Source organism: Acetanaerobacterium elongatum, assembly GCF_900103835.1.
GTDB lineage: Bacteria > Bacillota > Clostridia > Oscillospirales > Ruminococcaceae > Acetanaerobacterium > Acetanaerobacterium elongatum.
In genome coordinates, this window is sequence record NZ_FNID01000023.1 from 1 (window position 1) to 18,854 (window position 18,854).

The window sequence follows — 18,854 nt, forward strand, 5'->3', positions numbered from 1 at the left end:
TGTATTGTCGTCAAAGTAGTTTTCATCATCGTCATCGTCTGTTTTGACCGGCTTCTCTTCAAACTTCAGCGGCTTCTTTCCATGCTTTGCTCTGTCCTCGTTTACCGCTTTGTTCAAGTCTTCAATATATAACTGGCTTTCAACATTCGCTGTTTCTTCCGTATACTTGTTTTTGTTGGCGTTTGCTTTTAAATGGGTACTGTCGCTGTAGAGAATTTTACCGTCTACAAGCTTATGTTCCATTGCCTGACGCAATATCTCATTAAAGATTCTTCTGGGAATATCCGTTCCGTTGAATCTTCTGATTCGATTCTGCCATATTACGCTGGCATCCGGTATTTTGTCTTCCAATCCGTACCCCAGAAACCAGCGGTATGCTATGTTAACGTTTACTTCTTCGACCAATCTGGTCTCGCTTCTTATTCCATACAGATAGCCGATGAACAGCATGCGAAACATGATTTCCGGTTCAATTGCCGGCCTCCCGATGTTTTCGCAGTAATACGGTCTGCAAATTTCATTGATGAAAGAAAAATCAATGTATCTATCTATCTTCCTAAGCAGATGATCCTTCGGCACCAGATTTTCCATGATTACCAGTTCCATTTTTTCTTGTCGGTTTGTCCCTGTATTAAGCATTGATTTTTCCTCATTTCATGCGGTTTTCTTCCCTTCTATTATACCATATTTTTCATATATTTTCTCCCTTTTTTGCATAAAAATAGACCGCTGACTTGGACTTTGTCAGCGGTCTGAGTGTGACATATATGTTGTCACACTTATATTTTACTATGAGATATAAAATTAACTGTGACAGGTACTTGTCACAAATTCGTCACATATTGACATGAATTCCACTGGTAGTATAATTTAGTTACAATATAATTTGGGAGGAGAAGGTATGCAAAAAGCAAAACTGGGCATAACTGTTGGATTATTGGGGGCGACAATATATCTAATGGCCTTAATGGGATCAATTCCACTGATAATTATAGCTGGCTATGTCTTGTTATTTGAAGAAAACGAATGGTTAAAAAAGCGGCTGTTAAAGCCCTGATAATCATGCTAGTTTTTGGTGTACTGACAAGTGGTATTGGCATGCTTGATAATCTGCTAAACCTTTTCAGTTACATAATTGGCTGGTTCGGAAAGAATATTTCCGTTCGACTACCATTAAATATTGAAGATATATTAAGAAATGTATTCGTTCTTGTTGAAGATGGCCTTTTCATTCTGTTGGGACTGCGTTCTTTTACACAGGGAACGGTTAAGATAGGTTTTATAGACGATTTGGTATCCAAGCATAGCTGAATTCTGTAAAATGAAAGGTTTGAAAAATATGGCTTTCTTTGAGAAGGTAGGGGAAACATTATCATCAAAAAGTAAAGATGTTGCAAAAAAAGTTAAGGATATGGCTGATGTATCCAGAATTAATTCCCAAATTTTTAGCGAAGAGGAACTTATAAACAACCTATATAGAAAAATAGGTATACAGTACTATGATATAAACAAAAACCACGGCACGGATGCTTTTATAAAGGACCTGCAGGAAATCACAAAAGCAAAGCAACGGATTGTGGAGCTCAGAAAAGAAGCAAATTCAATTAAAGGAATAATCATATGTGCTAATTGCGGAGGAGAAGTGCCCTTAAACACTACCTTCTGCGGCAGTTGTGGCGCTAAGGTACAGGAATCTTCGGGTATTAATGAAGGTATAACTGCTGCAGATAGTGTTTGCCCTGCATGCGGCTGCATGGTTGAGAATGAATCAGTGTTTTGCGGCAAATGTGGTGCTGAACTGCGGATACCTACTCCCGCACAAGAGGCATCAGTTGTATCAGGTAATATCTGCCATAATTGCGGCAGTATTGTTGAATCGGATGCAGCTTTCTGCGGAAACTGTGGCGCCAAAATTGATACACTCAAGGATTGATGTGGGTATATAAGCAATACGCTTTTAGGACAAATGGAGGAAACTAATATGCACGAAGAAGGCGATGGCCTCGCTATATTAAGTTTAATTGTTTTGGCTATCTTTCTTATAGCGTGGATGTTTGTTTTTAGCATTTTTATTTTATCAGGTTGGCTAATTGGCCTTATTTTGGCTATTATTAGCATCTACAGAATAAAGTATAACCGTGATATTGGAGAGACTTTTGGCGGGTGGATTTTTGGATTGATATCCGGTATCGTAATTCTATTGCTAGGATTAAGATTCTTATTAGATACAAATTATCGTGATGCGGCGTTTGCTTTTATAGGCAGGCTGTTTGGGAAATAACGAAAAAGCATCGTTGCAAGATGCTTCAATTAGACAATACAACTAATGTGCTAGGGCAAATCGTATTTATTAGATTTGCCCTTGACCAATGATTTATAAAAACCAACTACGACTGACAAAAAGTCACTGGAGGTGTTTTTATGCCTAAAGCATTAAAAAAAACAATTATTATTTCAGGTGCTATTATAATGCTGGTAATAGCCGCCTTCACAATCTTTTTTATTACAAGAGAAAAGATTACTTTTCAGGATGCGGCATTTGAAGCTTCAATAAAAAAAGCACTAAATAAAAACGATACGATATATAATTATGATCTTTATTTTATAGATAGTATTATTATTCTTTCTGATGAAGCCTGCCTTATTAATAGAGAGGCCGATATGACTATTACCGAAAGAGGCTGTCTTTATAATACGGATGAGATAACTAGCTATGGTGAAATAACATCACTTGAAGACATTAAATATTTCCCCAAGCTAAAAAAACTTACGGTTATTAATAATATGGTGACTACTTTACCTGACTTAATGAACAGTAAAATTGAGTATATGAATCTTGCTCACAATTCAATTGTGGATATTAAAAACATCGGCCAATATAAAACGCTCTATTCAATTAACCTGTCTTATAATATGATTAAGGATATTTCGAATGTTTCTCTTTCTCAAACAATAACCAACTTAAATCTTAAGGCAAATGCAATAGGTGACGCCCAAGTATTAGCGAGTGTACAAGACCTTAAAGAATTGAATATTAGCTATAATTATTTAAATAATGTTGATTTTTTGTCAAGCCTTAAAGGATTATCCGACTTAGATATAAGTCATAATGAGATTGACAATCTATCGGCAATAGCCGATTTAAATAAATTATCATGTTTAAACATAAGTTTTAACAGAATTAAAGCTATTGAAAAACTGAACTGCGGATCTTCATTGAAATATCTAAATGCTATGAATAATGAAATAAGCTATATAAATACAACATTTGAAAAACTTCGGGAAGGTAATCTTGCAAATAATGCTCTCAAAAAAGATTTCGATCTTGCCCAATTCCCATCGGCTGAAATCATTCAACTGGATTTCAATCAAATAAGTAACCTTATAAACTTCCCCAAAGAAAGATTACATACCTTAACAATTTCTTGTAATGAGCTTCGCCAAGTTGAATTTACTTGCGAAATGAATTCAATTACGAATATGGACATATCAGGAAATCCTGTAGACGACATTAGTTCAGTTTCTCAGTTTTGTCCCAAACTTGTGCAGCTGAATATATCAGATACAAAAGTGACAGATATATCTACTCTAAAAAGCAGTAGGGAATTAAACACTTTGGTGGCCTTTAATTTAGGCGCAGATACATCCATTTTAAAATGTGCCGTTATAAAATAGGGGGCAAGTATGAAAAAACTAATAGCTATAATTTTAGTACTGCTTATCACATGCTGCATTCTCCCATGTAATATGCTTTCTGCAGAATCTCTCGGTATAAAAGTATCGCCTAATGAACTTAGGGTTATTAATCAGGCGAATAAAGCAATATATAGCGGAATTATAGCGAAGTGCATTAAGTCAGAAAACTATGCTTATTGGAATTTTTATACGGCATCGGATACTAATATCATAAAGGCTTACGGTTACCGCTATGCAGATGCGCTATATAATCTTGATATCATTAAAGCACTTACTCCGGTTTCAATCACCGAATCCGACGCAAAATCGGTTATTGAAGGGTACATTGTAGAGTATACAAAACAAAACAGTGAAAAATATCAGGAAATGGCGCTTATTGAAGGCTTGCTAGATACGATTAATAAAGGTTCAGATGCTTATACAGCGCTAGTAGATATGCGTTCTTGGAATGCTAATATAGATGGGGAGAAGGTAAAACTATTAATTTCCAAACTTACCCCATGGAAAGAAAAAATGGAGTTGTGCCTTTCACGAGGAGATTTAGACGAAGAAACAAGGGCTTGGATTCTTAATGGGGAGCTAAAAAAGACCACCGATACACTTTTGGAGGCTCAACAATACGATAAGCTGTTGTTTACATCCTCCTTAATTTCGAATGGTTTAAAAGCTATTAATTTTTCACAAGATCTGTATAGCAAATATGAAGAACTGAAGATATTAAAGTATGCATCCAAAGATGCACTTAATTTACTTGATTTGTTAAGCACTACTGCAATTGATTCCAACATCAAGAAAGCAGCAATAGGTGTAAAGCGCAACCTTGAAAAATATAAAAGCGCTGATATGCCACAGCTGCTATCATATGCTACGGGGGATACCGTTAAGGATTTTATCAGTAATGAAGTGCTGGATAAGCTGAAGAATATGTCGTTTGATGCACTCAAGGCTACTGGTATCAAGGGATGTATGTATACCGGCTCGCTGCTTAAGGCTGTGGAGGTCGGTGTAGTGGCATCCAATATTCTGTTTAACGCCGGAAATACATTAGAACAAGCCAATAAAATACGTGTTATATCTTTAATCAGTGTTTCATTATCTCAAAAAACTACAGAGGAACTTTCCAAATTTGTAATGGCCAGTAATACCAAAATAAAGGCAGAAGCAGCGGAAGAATTATTAAAATATCTTTACATGCTGGTACTATCACGAGAGTTAGGAGAATTGCAGTACTATAATATGCGTCAAAGTGCCAATAACGGCACTTTGACGGACATACTCAAATACTTTGGTTATAATAGTTCCAGCATTGATGACTGGTATAATAGGGTTTCGACAGAAATGAAAGATATGAAAATTCAGCTGGGTACGGATGATTCATTACTAGACCCAGGGGATAACAATCCTAATGATACTAATATCCAAGTGAGTGAAGCGGACAAGAAAAAAATTTATAAATATTTATGCAAACTGAGTAATTATTGGTGTGAATTGCCTAATTTTAATAATGCTGAGAATATTGATAGCGCTTATATTGTTTTAACATTTCATGCCCAAGCAGATAATCCGATAGAATATAATAGCGAATTCTATGAATTCTCGAGTTTGGTTGGCATTGAAAAGGTTGCAAGGGAAATATTAAACCCCCAAATTACCCTTAAGAAAGATGCCGATTATTCTTCGCTTGACGGGATGTCTCGCAAGCCCCAATGGATTCCTGAGCTGGAAGGGTTTATTTGGTATGCAAGTGGCGGCTTTTCTAAACAATACATTCCATATCTAACAAATGTCACATATTCAGATGGATTATATTATGTGACCGGAAACCTCATAAGAGTTGAATGGAATGCGGAATATGATGCAACTGAAGGAAAAATGTATTGTAATAACGTATACATAGGAACACTGTATTATCCCGATCCCGAAATATATACCACTTCTGGTTTTGAATTTACCATTGAGAACATGAATCCACAGTTTACGACAGATATTAATTCATTACCAAAACAGCTTTTTGTACTGCAGCCAAACGGGGATTCGTTCTATCTGCTCTCAAAAACAGACAAAAATGCTTCTGCTGTGAATAATAATGTACCTTCGGTTGCCCAGCCTTCATCCAAACAGCAAAGCATAGGCTTTATGAACAACAAAAACCTGTTGGGCGCTGACGGATATATTTCTAAGGAGGATCAGATTAGAATCCAAAATGAGATTGACGATCTTTACCAAGAATATGGTTGCCGTATATACTTTATTGTTTCCAATAATGCCTATAAAAAGGAGCTCAATATCGAGAATTATGATGAATTCTATGATAAGTGTAAAGAGTTTTTACCTATTGATGAGGACCATCCTTACTATATATTATTGTTTAATCAAGAATATAATAAAAATGAACCTACGCAAATGTCAATCATTAATGATGACATGAAAAAAATTCTTCCTAACGATTGTGATGATGCAATGAGCGAGATGGCTTATATGAATTCTATCATTGATCACTTCAATTGGGTATTAAAATATTTTAAAAACAACTTAAGAAAACAGACTTAGATTCTAATGCTAATTATTAGGGAGAGATACAATTGGGTAGCCATGAAAACTGTTATAAGGATTGTATTGAATAAAATGGTATTGCTGCTTCTGGATAACAACCTGCGCACTGATAACTGTTAAGGAGGTGGTACAGCAAAGTCACAGTTATTGAAGTACCGCATTATAACACAAGATTTATATAATGTTAAGCCCGGAGAAGTTCCGGGCTTTTATGTTATGCTTCTTAGCAGTTTCTATGCACTAAGACTAACCGTTTGCCATCTCATCAAATGTAACCAATGTCACATTATGCATAGACTTCGATTTTTCAACGCAACCGCTTGTAAAGCCGGTTTTCGCAAAGAGGTAAAGATAGTTGTTTTTATAATGAAACAGATGGCTGCGTTCTATTAACGTGTCCAGTACAATGGTATCCACCTTTTCATTTGTCCATTTGCATTCACCGAAGATAGCGCTGTTTTTATCTTCAAAAGCCAGAATATCAATTTCGGCCTCTTGGCGCCTAATAGGATCGTTGCCCCACCATCTGCCAAGCTCAACAAACTCAATAGGAAGATTCCCGGAAGCATTCTCACGCCACAGCCATTGCTTGCAGATATCCTCAAACACCTTACCCATGAAGTCGGGAATCTGGGTTTCAATTTTCTTGTAAGTGCGGTCGGCCATACCGTTTTGGATAAGGGATACATTGTTCGGGATAAAGCGATACCAAAAACGGAACATGTTATCCTCAATGACATATATAGTTTTACGAGCGGAATCCTCAGTTATAGGGGTTTCTTTTTTCACGATTCCAAGAGAGATAAGGTTTTTTAAGTATCCCGTGCATGCACTGGTTTCTAAACTCACCTTGGCAGCTATCTCGGAATTTTTAGTGCTGCCTGTGGCGATTGCCTTGATAATGGCGTTGTAATAGGCAGGTTCACGAACCTCTTGCTTGAGCAGATTGCTAGGTTCTTCAAAAAGATAAGCTGAAGCATCAAGAAAATTCTTTTTAATGTTATCCTCCACTGTTAACTTATCGCTCATCTGTGCAAGATATTGTGGAATGCCACCGGTAATTCCATAGATTGTTGCCAAATCATAAGAAGTAAAACCACTGTAATATTCTTTTGTTTCAAAAAAGCTAAAAGGCTGAATTTTAAATTGTGCGGTTCTTCTGCCATAAAGAGGGCTCTTATAGCCTAATACCTGATTTTCCATAAAAGACATCGATGAGCCGCAGAGGATAAGAAACAGCTTACTGTTTTTATATTTTTCGTCGATCTGTACTTGAAGCAGGGAGGATATTCCTCTATAAGATTCAGCAAGGTAGGGGTATTCATCAACAACTAAAACAACCCGGTTTTGCTTTGAAAGTTCATATACTGCATCAAATGCGGCTTGAAAGCTTGGAAATACAGGGGAGGCATTATCGCCATATTGAAGCCTTGTAATGCTTTGGCTAAAGTTTTCTAAGTTTTCCTTGCTGTTTGTTTCAAGGCCTGTAAAGAAAATAGTATTCTTGTCTTTTATAAACTCGTTTATAAGCGTCGTTTTTCCCACGCGTCTGCGACCATATATTACGGCGAACTCGAACTTGTCGCTGTTATATAAATCATTAAGCTTCTGTAATTCCGAGTGTCTTCCAACAAACATATTTCTTGCCGCCTCCGCAAATTACTAAATTACGACTTACTTAATTATATATTAGTACACTGCGGTTGTCAAGCTGCGATTTACAAATAATTACATATATGCTTGTGGATAAATACGATGGGCCTGCTCCAACCGGCTGAACATTGGGTTATCGACGTATGATGCACTCTCACTCTCACGAGAACTTGTGAATGTGCGTTGTAATCAGGGTATTTTCATGCTATAATTTGTATTAATTAGCCGAATGAGGCACATTGTGGGCAGTTCGTTAAGGCTATAGAATCTGTTTATATATGAGGATGAGCAAAGTAAATCTGCGAAAAGCGTCGGGTGTGTCTACCAGTACCATGATAACTTTGGGTGTCAACTAATGGGACATCCTTGACTATATTGCGTATGAAAACGGAGGAAACACAAATGGCTGACAACAATAACGGGCAGGAACGGGATGAGCTGCACAGAGCGATATGGAGTATTGCAGATGATTTAAGGGGCAGCGTTGACGGCTGGGATTTTAAGAGCTATGTCCTCGGGACGATGTTCTACCGTTACATTTCCGAGAACCTGACCAATTACATAAACGACGGTGAACTTAAAGCTGGCAAAACAAACTTCGATTATGCAGTTCTGTCCGATGATAAAGCGGAAGAAGCCCGCGCAGGCCTTATCGAAGAAAAAGGCTTTTTCATACTGCCTTCAGAGCTGTTCTGCAATGTCCGCAACAATGCTCCTAAAGATGAAAACCTGAACGAAACGCTTGAACGGATATTCAATCACATTGAGGATTCAGCAAAGGGCAGCGACGCTGAGAGTGGCTTTTCGGGCCTGTTTGACGACTATGATGTAAACAGCAACAAGCTGGGTGCTACCGTTGCAAAACGCAACGATAAGCTTGTAAAGCTGTTAAACGGCGTTGCAGAAATGAAGTTAGGTGATTATAAAGACCATCACATTGATGCCTTTGGTGACGCCTACGAATACCTGATGACGATGTACGCCTCCAATGCAGGGAAAAGCGGCGGCGAGTTCTTTACCCCTGCTGATGTTTCCGAACTGCTTACGCGGCTCGGAACGGTTGGAAAAACCGAAGTAAACAAGGTTTATGACCCCGCCTGCGGTTCCGGTTCCCTGCTGCTGAAAGCGGAAAAGGTGCTGGGGCGTGAGGGTGTCCGCCAGGGCTACTTTGGGCAGGAAATTAATATAACAACCTACAACCTTTGCCGCATCAATATGTTCCTGCATGACGTGGGTTTTGATCGGTTTGATATTGCCTGCGAAGATACCCTTACACATCCTCAGCATTGGGATGACGAGCCTTTTGAGCTGATTGTTTCTAATCCGCCGTATTCTATCCATTGGGCGGGCGACGATGACGCGACGCTGATCAATGACCCGAGGTATTCCCCCGCCGGTGTGCTTGCCCCCAAATCAAAGGCCGACCTTGCCTTTATTATGCACTCGCTTGCCTGGCTAGCGCCCAGCGGCACGGCCGCCATTGTTTGTTTTCCCGGCATTATGTACCGCGGCGGCGCGGAGCAGAAAATCCGCAAATACCTTGTGGACAACAACTTCATAGACTGCATCATTCAGCTGCCCGCTAACCTGTTCTTTGGAACAAGTATTGCAACCTGCATCATGGTGATGAAGCGCGGCAAAGCAGATAACAAGACACTGTTTATCGACGCTTCCAAAGAATGTGTTAAGGTTACGAACAACAATAAGCTGACCGCTGAAAATATAAAGAGTGTCGTTGATGCTTATGCGAGCCGTGCGGAGGTTGCGCATTTCGCTCATCTGGCTTCGTATGATGAAATAAAGAAGCAGGACTATAACCTTTCTGTGAGCACCTATGTAGAAACAGAGGACACACGCGAAAAGGTCGATATTATCAAGCTGAACGCCGAGATTGAAGATATCGTTGCCCGCGAGCAGGTTTTGCGCGATGAGATTAATAAAATCATCGCTGAAATTGAGGTGGGCAAATGAGCAAGCTGGATGATTTGATTGCGGAATTTTGCCCGAATGGGGTAGAGTATAAGCCTCTTGAGCATTGTTGCTGCATTCTTGATAATAAGCGTAAACCGGTAACGAAGTCAGCACGTGAAGCAGGAGAATATCCATATTACGGAGCTAATGGAATACAAGACTACGTTTCAGACTATATTTTTGATGGAATCTATATACTTGTCGGCGAAGATGGCAGCGTCGTTACCCCTAATGGTAATCCCGTTGTTAATTGGGCTGAGGGGAAAATATGGGTAAATAATCATGCGCATATCATCGCAGAAAAAGAAGGTGTTCTTCTCAGATATTTATTTCACTATATTCAAATAATAAATGTTTCTGCGCTTATTCATGGAAATATACCCAAACTTACTGGAAGTGACTTTAGAGCACTTTCCATACCCGTCCCCCCTCTGCCTGTGCAGAGTGAAATTGTACGGATACTGGACAATTTCACGGAGCTTACAGCGGAGCTTACAGCGGAGCTTACAGCGGAGCTTACAGCGAGGGAAAAACAGTATAGTTATTATAGGGATGAATTGCTGACATTTGAAAACGAAACAGAATGGAATACATTGGGAGAAGTTACGCGAATATTTTCTGCTTCTCGAGTTCATAAGAATGAATGGACTACATCAGGTGTTCCATTTTATAGGTCAAGCGATGTAATTTCAATATTCAATGGTGTAGAAAACTCTCGTGGTAAAGCTTTCATTTCACATGATTTATATGAAAAATTATCATCGCAATCTGGAAAGATTCAAAAGGATGATATTTTGGTAACTGGTGGAGGGACTATTGGTATCCCTTATATTGTACCAACAGATGAACCGCTATACGTAAAAGATGCTGATTTAATATGTATTCAGAAGTCCAAAAGACTCAATAGCAAGTTTCTATATCATTATTTCTTGACCACAAAGTTTAGACAATATTTGAATAATGTCACGCATAATGCAACTATTGCGCATTTTACAATTTCACAGATTGCTAATACAGCTGTTCCAATCCCTCCGCTCGAAGAACAAAACCGAATTGTCACAATTCTTGACCGTTTTGACGCTCTTAGCAATGACATTTCCATTGGCCTCCCCGCAGAAATTGAAGCTCGTCGCAAACAGTACGAATACTACAGAGATAAGTTATTGACATTCAAGGAGTTGAGCACATGAGCCAATACAACATCGTTGCTTCCACTAACGAAAGCACAGTTGTAGCTGAATATGAGCCACAGACTACCCGCAGCGACGCCTATCAGAGCGAGGCCGCACTGGAAGCCGCGTTTATTATGCTGCTGACGGAGCAGGGCTATACCTATCTTCCAATTCACAGTTCGGAGGAGCTTGTTGCCAATTTGCGCCTACAGCTGGAAAAGCTCAACGATTTTAAGTTTACCGATGACGAGTGGCAGCGCTTTTTCTCACAAAGCCTTGCCAACGCCAACGACGGTATTGTAGAAAAGACCCGGAAAATTCAGGAGGACAGTGTTCAGGTACTCAAGCGGGATGACGGCAGTTCCAAAAACATCACGCTGATAGATAAGAAGAACGTTCACAACAATTATCTGCAGGTCATCAATCAGTATGCCGAGAACGGCGGCAACTTTGATAACCGCTATGATGTGACGGTGCTTGTGAATGGTCTTCCTCTGGTACATATTGAGTTAAAGCGCCGGGGCGTCAAACTGAAAGAAGCTTTCAATCAGATTGACCGCTATCAGCGGGATAGCTTTTGGGCGGGGCATAGCCTGTTTGAGTATGTGCAGATTTTTGTTATCTCCAACGGCACCCATACGAAGTATTATTCCAACACAACCCGTGTAAGTGCCATAAAGGAAAAAGAGGGCGGCAAGCGGAAAGCCCAGAAAACCAGCCATAGCTTTGAGTTTACTTCCTTTTGGGCCGACGCAAAGAATAAAGTGATTCCCGATATCGTTGACTTTACGAAGACCTTCTTTGCCAAGAACACGATCCTGAGTATTCTTGCAAAATACTGTGTTCTTACATCGGACGACGAATTGCTTGTTATGCGTCCGTATCAGATTGCGGCAACCGAGCGCATTATCAATCGCATTGAGATTGCCAAAAACTATAAACGCATGGGCTGCACCGATGCGGGCGGCTATATCTGGCACACTACCGGCAGCGGCAAAACGCTGACGAGCTTTAAGACGGCGCAGATTGCATCCAAACTGCCTGATATTGATAAGGTGCTTTTTGTAGTTGACCGCAAGGACCTTGACTATCAGACAATGAAGGAATATGACCGCTTTGAAAAAGGCGCGGCTAACGGCAACAGAAGCACCAAAATCCTGCAGCGTCAGTTAGAGAATAAAGATAATAAAGGAAATCCGCACGAATATAAAATCATCGTCACGACCATTCAAAAGCTTGACAGCTTTATCATGAAGAACCCACAGCACCCGATTTTTAACAGCCATGTAGTTCTTATCTTTGATGAGTGCCACCGAAGCCAGTTTGGTGATATGCACATTAGAATTGCCAAGAATTTTAAGAAGTATCACATCTTTGGTTTTACCGGCACACCTATTTTTACGGTTAATGCCGGTAGCGGCGGCAATCCCAATCTGCGGACTACGGCGCAGGCCTTTGGGGATAAGCTGCACACTTACACCATTGTTGACGCTATCAATGACAAAAACGTGCTGCCCTTCCGAATAGACTTCATCAACACCGTGAAAAGCAAAGATGGCAGTAAGGACAAAAAGGTAGAAGCCATTAATACCGATACCGCTTTGCTTGCACCGGAGCGTATTTCCGAAATCGTTACCTATATCCTTGACCACTTCGACCAGAAGACAAAGCGCAACACCGGCTTTTATTGCTTCAGCAAGCTGACAAATATCGAGGCTGTTGCCAAAAGCCAGGACACGAAGGAAGAAAAAGAGAAGGTTAGGATGAACGGCTTTAACTCCATCTTTGCCGTTTCTTCCATTGATGCCGCAAAACTCTATTATACAGAGTTCAAGAGGCAGATGGCCGCAAGCCCGGAAAAGGCATTGAGAATTGCTACCATCTACAGTTACGGGCAAAACGAAGACGACCCTGACGGTTTTCTTGATGACGAGAACAGCGACAGCACCGACGAGCTAGATGTTACATCCCGAGAATTTCTTGAAAACGCCATTAAGGATTATAACAAGCTGTTTAAAACGGCTTACGATACTTCACCCGATAAATTCCCGAATTATTATAAAGATTTATCGCTGCGGATGAAGAACCGTGAAATCGACCTGCTAATCGTTGTAAATATGTTCCTGACGGGCTTTGACGCAACGACGCTCAATACTTTGTGGGTAGATAAGAACTTAAAGCAGCACGGGCTTATACAGGCCTTTTCACGCACAAACCGTATTCTTAACTCTGTTAAGAATTTCGGAAATATCGTATGCTTCCGTAACCTGCAGGAGGAAACCGATAAGGCCATAGCACTTTTTGGTGACAAAGATGCATCGAGTATCGTATTACTGAAATCGTATAACGATTATTACTACGGGTACGATGATGAATATGGCAAGCACCAAAAGGGCTATGAAGAACGGATTGCCGAACTGATACAAAAATACCCGATAGGGCAACAAATTATCGGTGAGGGCGCGGAGAAGGACTTCATTGCTTCCTTCGGTAATATTCTGCGGTTGCGCAATATTCTTTCAAGTTTTGACGACTTTGGGGGCAAAGAAATCCTTGCTCCGATTGATTTTCAGGACTATACAGGCATTTATAATGATCTGTATGATAAGTACAGAGTTCATGTAGATAAAGAGAACATTCAGGATGATATTGTATTCGAGATGGAGCTGGTACGGCAGATTGAAGTAAATATTGATTATATCCTGATGCTTGTCGCTCAATATCATCAATCCAACTGCAAGGATAAGGCCATTCTTATTGCCATCGGCAAGGCGATTAAGTCGAGCCTTGAACTGCGTTCCAAGAAGGAACTGATTGAACACTTCATAGAAACAATAAACGCTAAAACAGATGTTCAAAAGGATTGGCAGAAGTTTGTTATTGAACAAAAGGAAGCCGACCTGACGGCCATTATCACCGAAGAAAACCTGAAACCGGATGAAGCAAGGAAATTTATTGAGAATTCCTTGCGGGACGGAACATTAAAAACGACAGGAACGGATATTGATAAGATTATGCCGCCGGTATCCCGTTTCGGCAGTGGCAGCCGAGCTGCCAAGAAGCAGGGTATTATAGAGAAGCTGAAGGTATTCTTTGAGAAATATTTTGGGTTGATGTAATAGTAAACTGATTTACCGTGTATGTTGTCTAAACACCCTTTAAACAACAAAGGCTTCGATAATCGCTGAAGTGCTTGATAATACGGCACTTTTGGAATGTCGAAGTCTTTTTCTCAAGATAGACAGGAACGTTTTTATCATTCAGCTTGCGTCCATGTACAAATTTAGTGATTTCATACAAAAACGCCTACAATTATGTAGGCGTTTTTGTTTAAAAATAATTAATTGTTTTTCAAAAAAGTCCTTATCATTTCTATGTAAGTGAAATTTAGCTGAGTTCAAATTGCAACATTATTTGCAATTTGAACGTAAGCTGAGGGCAATCCATAGGATTGGCCTCAAAGTAGAGCGCGGCTGCACACGCACCGACAGGTGCGAGGGCTGCCGCAAGAAGTAAATAGTGTTCCCCGTTCGAGAGCTAAGCTTCGAAATCCGCTTTATTTACCGCCGATAGGCGGGAAGTAAAGTGGCATTTCGAATAAATGAACCGTCAGTACCGGTAAGCGAGCCGAAAACGGCTTGTCCATGCGCCTCTTTTCAAGTTTCGTATAGAGCTTGACAGTTATGGGTTACTGTAAAAAGCCCCTATTTTCAAGACTGCCAAAGGGGGTAGTCTACCCATTGCTGTAGGAGGTGATTACATGGGTAAAAAATCACTGGAAGACCTTGTTCAAAGAGAATTAGTTAAAATGCAGGCGTTTGGACAAAAAAGGCATGACTTTAAGATGGACGGAGAAAAAAGCCCATATATCCATAGTTATGCAACCTATGAAACGTATTTAAAACAATGCCTGCAATTTGCAAGCTGGTGTAAAGAAAACTACGGCTGCAAAACTCCTTTGGCTTGTGCTTCTTATATCAAGGAATACTTGCAGGAGTGCCAAGACCAAGGAAACAGTGCTGCTACCTTATCTACAAAAGGAGCTGCCATTGCCAAGCTGTATGGCGAGGAAAAGAACCGGCTAGGCTTCAATTTCCCTCCTGTAGAGCGTGCGGGAATAACCCGCGACCGAGATGTAAAGCCCGCGCCGAATGCTATGTATCAAACCGCAAGGGATTTTGTCGCTGCAACGGGGCTGCGAGATAGCAAGGAGCTTGCAAAGCTACAAGTCAAGGATGTTTACAGGGATAACGGAACCGGTCGCCTGATGGTACATGTGAACCAAGGCAAGGGTGGACGTCCCAGAGAGGCAACGGTAGTACGAGCTGGTGAAAAGGTTGTACTAGATATGTTAGCGGGCAAAACAGGCAATGAGCTTGTCTTTAAAGGGTTTTCAAACAACTCATTAACTGAAAATCAGCTGCATGCATTTCGTGCTCAATATGCAAGCGACCGCTATCGTGAGCTTGAAGCAGATGGGATAAAGATATCCAAGCACTACGGGCCGAACGACATCTATCACTGCAGGAAAGACCAAGCAGGTGAGCATTACCAAAAGGCAATTATGGAGATCGTTTCAAATGACCTAGGGCATTCAAGAATATCCGTTATCGCACAGAGCTACCTTTGGAAACGGTAAGCTTTATAAAAGTGGTTTATCATCTTTATTGGTGTTGTACTAATACCATGGTTATGATCAGATATGATCATTATTCCACAGCATACTCGCATATTTGGCATATTCTTATCTTATTAGTAACACGATATTCGATTAAATAAAAAAGTACTTATTATTTCTATGCAAGTGAAATTTCTTTGGCTAGGTCAATGTATAGCATCAAGTTTATCGCACAGAGAGTCTATCGCCCATTTTAAAGAAAGAAGAATTGACGTGGGCAAGTATATATCTCCAAAAATCAAATATAAATGTACAAAGCGATTTCACTGGCAACAGCAATATTAGTCTGATGAAAGGAGGCAAGCTATGTTGCATAGTAAACTTAATATTACATTTCATAACCCTAACACTGAAGAAGAGACAGTTAAGGCCCTGGTTAAAATCATCGCATCTTCCCTTGTTGAACAAGCTGTTAGTCAGAAGATACATAAGACTATTATTTCAGACAAAGTAAAATCGCAGAAGCTTGACGTTATGAATTAACTGGTGTAATATATAGATGTAACAGATTTAGGAGGACGTTAAAAATGAGAACTGTTGCCTATTGTCGTGTATCAACTAATAAAGAAGAGCAGTTAGAGAGCCTTGAAAGTCAACAGAAATTTTTTGATGAATACGCAAAGAAAAATGGGTGTAATCTTGTAAAGATATATGCAGATGAAGGGAAAAGCGGTACAAAGATCAAAAATCGAACCCAACTGCTTAGATTGCTTTCTGATGCAAAGGACGGGCTTTTTGATTTGGTTCTGATTAAGGATGTTTCCCGTCTTGCCAGAAATACAGTTGATTTTCTTGTAAGTATCCGAAAATTGAAAGCGCTGAATATTGAGGTAAGGTTTGTGAACAACAACTTTACCTCCTCCGAGTGTTCGGAATTTACGCTTACCTTGCTAAGCGCAATTGCACAGGAAGAAAGCGCAAACACCTCTAAACGTGTAAAGTTCGGAAAAAAGCAGAACGCCGAGCGTGGGCGCGTTCCGAATTTCGTTTATGGATACGATAAAGTACCGGGGGACTATTTTAATCTTAATGTCAACGAGGATGAAGCAAAAACAGTCCGCCGTATTTTCAACCTGTATACCCAAGAAAGTCATGGTGCCAACAGAATTGCTGCTATATTGAATAGCGAAGGTATTCTTACCAAACGGGGCTGCAAATGGAGCCAGAATGCAATTTCTCGAATTCTTACCAATGAGATATACATCGGTAAAATTATTAATGGAAAACAAGAAGTTGCAGATTTCTTAACAGGAAAACGAAGGGAAAAGAATGAAAACGATTGGTATGTTGTAGATCGTCCTGAGTTAAAAATCATCGATGATGTTGTTTATGAAAAAGCACAACGAATACTTCAATCCCGAACGAATCTGTTTATACAATCCGGGGAACGCAACAGTGAACGCTATGTATTCAGTAAATTGATTCGTTGCGCTTGCTGCGGCTACGCCTTCAGAAGAATAGAGCGGAAATACCAGAACACCTATGTAACATGGGTGTGCAGTGGAAGAAATGCTAACGGTGCCGATAGTTGCCCCAACAAAACAGTTATTAAAGAAAATGAGTTACTGCAAGCTATCAGGGAATATTTTATCGGTGTTCTTAGTGATAAACCGAATGTCATGAACCAAATTCTAACGGAGTTTAATCGTCAGTTTAAGTCGCGAGATGAAAATATTGTGAGTAAAGCTGGTTTGACTGCAAGGCTTAGTCAGTTAAAAAAGAGCAAAGCCAATTACATTACTATGTTTGAGAATGAGATCATTTCAATTGAGGAATTGAAAGGCAAGACCAAAGAGATTAATGCCGAAATGGACGAGCTCAATCAAGAACTGAAGCTGGTTGCGCTTAACATTAGTAAAAGCGATCTGCTGAAGAATCTTCTTGAGCAAACCTTTGAGGATATGGAACATCTGCTGAAGGATGACCATATATCGCATTCCATGCTAAGCCGCATTATTGAAAAGATTACAGTTGAAGAGGGTGCGCACATTGATATTTACCTCAAACTGTTCAATGAGCTTGGTTTGGAGAACAACTTTACACTAATGTACGACCATACATAAAGATGTAACAGAACGATTAAAGAAGGTTAATAAATTATTATATCTGCAGGTAAAAACGCTGCTGGAACAGAACAAGGCCGAGCGGCACATACGCGGGGGGCAGGCAACCAAAGAGAAATACCGTGCGGGCAAAACCTCTTCCACAAGGGTTTATAGATTTTAACATCACAAAAAAGCGGAGAGGTTACGGCCTCTCCGCTTTAAGTTTGCTGTTTGGTTATTGCTTGCTTTCCTCAATGGTCTTGAGCGGGTCTATATACTTCCCGCTTTTCAGCAGCTCAAAGTGCAGGTGGGTGGGCAGGCTTACCTCGGCAGCTGCGGTTTCACCCACACAGCCAATCTCCTGGCCGATTTCCACCTTGTCGCCCTCTTTTACCAATACTGCCTCGGTAAGGGAGCAATAACGGCTTACGATGCCGTTTGCGTGTTTGATTTCAACCACGGTGCCCCACATGCTGTCGGTATAAACCTTCTGCACCTTGCCATCGGTAACCGCTTTCACGGGGCTTCCGATCTCAGCCTGAATGTCTATGCCGTTGTGGGTACGCCAGTCGTTCATGGTTTTATCAAGCATCAGCTCACCGTTTGAAAAATTGTTCACAGTATCGCCCGAAATCGGCTGCACGAATAGCATATCTTGCAGCGGTGTTTGCGTTTTGGCAGTCTCTAAGGTATCTTGCGCACTTTGCGATGTAGTAGCAGATGCCTGCGATGGCTGCGATTCGGCCGATAACTCCGGCGATGACGATTGCGCGTTCTGCTCTATCGGCAGCCCCTGCTCGTTGCGTGCTGTCTCCTCTGTATCTTGAAAAGCCCAATTATCCTCACTCTCGCTTTCTACCGCGGCAGGCTGCTGGGTGGAGACCTTATTGAGTGTACCGTTTATCGCTGCCCAGCATGCGAAGCCGGCGCCTGCAAGACAGATTGCCAGCGCAATGTAAAAGCCATTGCCCTTGATGAATTTACTGAAATTGTTCTTTCCGAAATGTAGGTTTGCCATTTGAATGACCATTCCTTTCTTGCAGCTATCTCGTCTGAAAGACAAGGCTTTCAGACTTAACACACTCT

The 18,854-nt window shown here is 40.5% G+C and carries 13 protein-coding genes and 1 pseudogene; 11 read left to right on the forward strand and 3 right to left on the reverse strand.

What is annotated here, in order from left to right:
• Window positions 1-591, reverse strand: a 591-nt coding sequence (locus BLR50_RS09270) for a transposase (RefSeq protein ID WP_162840387.1), incomplete at its 3' end; no start/stop codon positions are given.
• A 310-nt stretch (window positions 592-901) separates the two neighbouring features.
• Here BLR50_RS09270 and BLR50_RS14495 point away from each other — a divergent pair.
• From BLR50_RS14495 to BLR50_RS09295, 5 genes are all read left to right on the forward strand, one after another.
• Window positions 902-1,057 carry a hypothetical protein gene (locus tag BLR50_RS14495; RefSeq protein WP_162840388.1) on the forward strand — a complete coding sequence of 52 codons (156 nt, stop codon included), beginning with the start codon at window positions 902-904 and terminating at the stop codon, window positions 1,055-1,057.
• A 282-nt stretch (window positions 1,058-1,339) separates the two neighbouring features.
• Window positions 1,340-1,933 (forward strand): zinc ribbon domain-containing protein, encoded by a 594-nt coding sequence (locus BLR50_RS09280; RefSeq protein WP_162840389.1) that lies wholly within the window; start codon window positions 1,340-1,342, stop codon window positions 1,931-1,933.
• 48 nt (window positions 1,934-1,981) lie between these two features.
• Window positions 1,982-2,281, forward strand: a complete 300-nt coding sequence (locus BLR50_RS09285; protein ID WP_092641062.1) for a hypothetical protein — start codon at window positions 1,982-1,984, stop codon at window positions 2,279-2,281.
• Between the two features lie 140 nt (window positions 2,282-2,421).
• Window positions 2,422-3,675 carry a leucine-rich repeat domain-containing protein gene (locus BLR50_RS09290; protein WP_092641065.1) on the forward strand — a complete coding sequence of 418 codons (1,254 nt, stop codon included), beginning with the start codon at window positions 2,422-2,424 and terminating at the stop codon, window positions 3,673-3,675.
• A gap of 9 nt (window positions 3,676-3,684) precedes the next feature.
• Window positions 3,685-6,246, forward strand: a complete 2,562-nt coding sequence (locus BLR50_RS09295; RefSeq protein ID WP_092641069.1) for a hypothetical protein — start codon at window positions 3,685-3,687, stop codon at window positions 6,244-6,246.
• A gap of 249 nt (window positions 6,247-6,495) precedes the next feature.
• On the opposite strand, the gene BLR50_RS09300 is transcribed toward BLR50_RS09295, so the two are convergent.
• Window positions 6,496-7,887 carry an ATP-binding protein gene (locus BLR50_RS09300; protein ID WP_092641072.1) on the reverse strand — a complete coding sequence of 464 codons (1,392 nt, stop codon included), beginning with the start codon at window positions 7,885-7,887 and terminating at the stop codon, window positions 6,496-6,498.
• 417 nt (window positions 7,888-8,304) lie between these two features.
• On the opposite strand from BLR50_RS09300, the gene BLR50_RS09305 reads away from it, so the two are divergent.
• The 6 genes and pseudogenes from BLR50_RS09305 to BLR50_RS09330 form a co-directional block, all read left to right on the forward strand.
• A complete protein-coding gene (locus tag BLR50_RS09305; protein WP_092641075.1) occupies window positions 8,305-9,873 on the forward strand; it encodes a type I restriction-modification system subunit M in 1,569 nt (522 codons plus the stop codon).
• Window positions 9,870-11,063 (forward strand): restriction endonuclease subunit S, encoded by a 1,194-nt coding sequence (locus BLR50_RS09310; RefSeq protein WP_092641078.1) that lies wholly within the window; start codon window positions 9,870-9,872, stop codon window positions 11,061-11,063. The genes BLR50_RS09305 and BLR50_RS09310 overlap by 4 nt, the downstream gene beginning before the upstream one ends.
• On the forward strand, window positions 11,060-14,164 hold the full coding sequence (locus tag BLR50_RS09315) for a type I restriction endonuclease subunit R (protein ID WP_092641080.1): 3,105 nt from the start codon (window positions 11,060-11,062) through the stop codon (window positions 14,162-14,164). Before BLR50_RS09310 ends, BLR50_RS09315 begins: the two co-directional genes overlap by 4 nt.
• A 641-nt stretch (window positions 14,165-14,805) precedes the next feature.
• Complete coding sequence (locus BLR50_RS09320; protein WP_092641083.1) at window positions 14,806-15,684, forward strand: site-specific integrase; 879 nt, start codon at window positions 14,806-14,808, stop codon at window positions 15,682-15,684.
• Window positions 15,685-16,250: 566 nt separating this feature from the next.
• A complete protein-coding gene (locus BLR50_RS09325) occupies window positions 16,251-17,786 on the forward strand; it encodes a recombinase family protein (protein WP_092641086.1) in 1,536 nt (511 codons plus the stop codon).
• A pseudogene (locus tag BLR50_RS09330) lies at window positions 17,773-17,949 on the forward strand (sporulation transcriptional regulator SpoIIID); the annotation flags it as partial. The gene BLR50_RS09325 and the pseudogene BLR50_RS09330, both read left to right, overlap by 14 nt.
• A gap of 54 nt (window positions 17,950-18,003) precedes the next feature.
• Here BLR50_RS09330 and BLR50_RS09335 read toward each other — a convergent pair.
• Window positions 18,004-18,798 (reverse strand): M23 family metallopeptidase, encoded by a 795-nt coding sequence (locus BLR50_RS09335; protein ID WP_092641090.1) that lies wholly within the window; start codon window positions 18,796-18,798, stop codon window positions 18,004-18,006.
• Window positions 18,799-18,854: the final 56 nt, after the last annotated feature.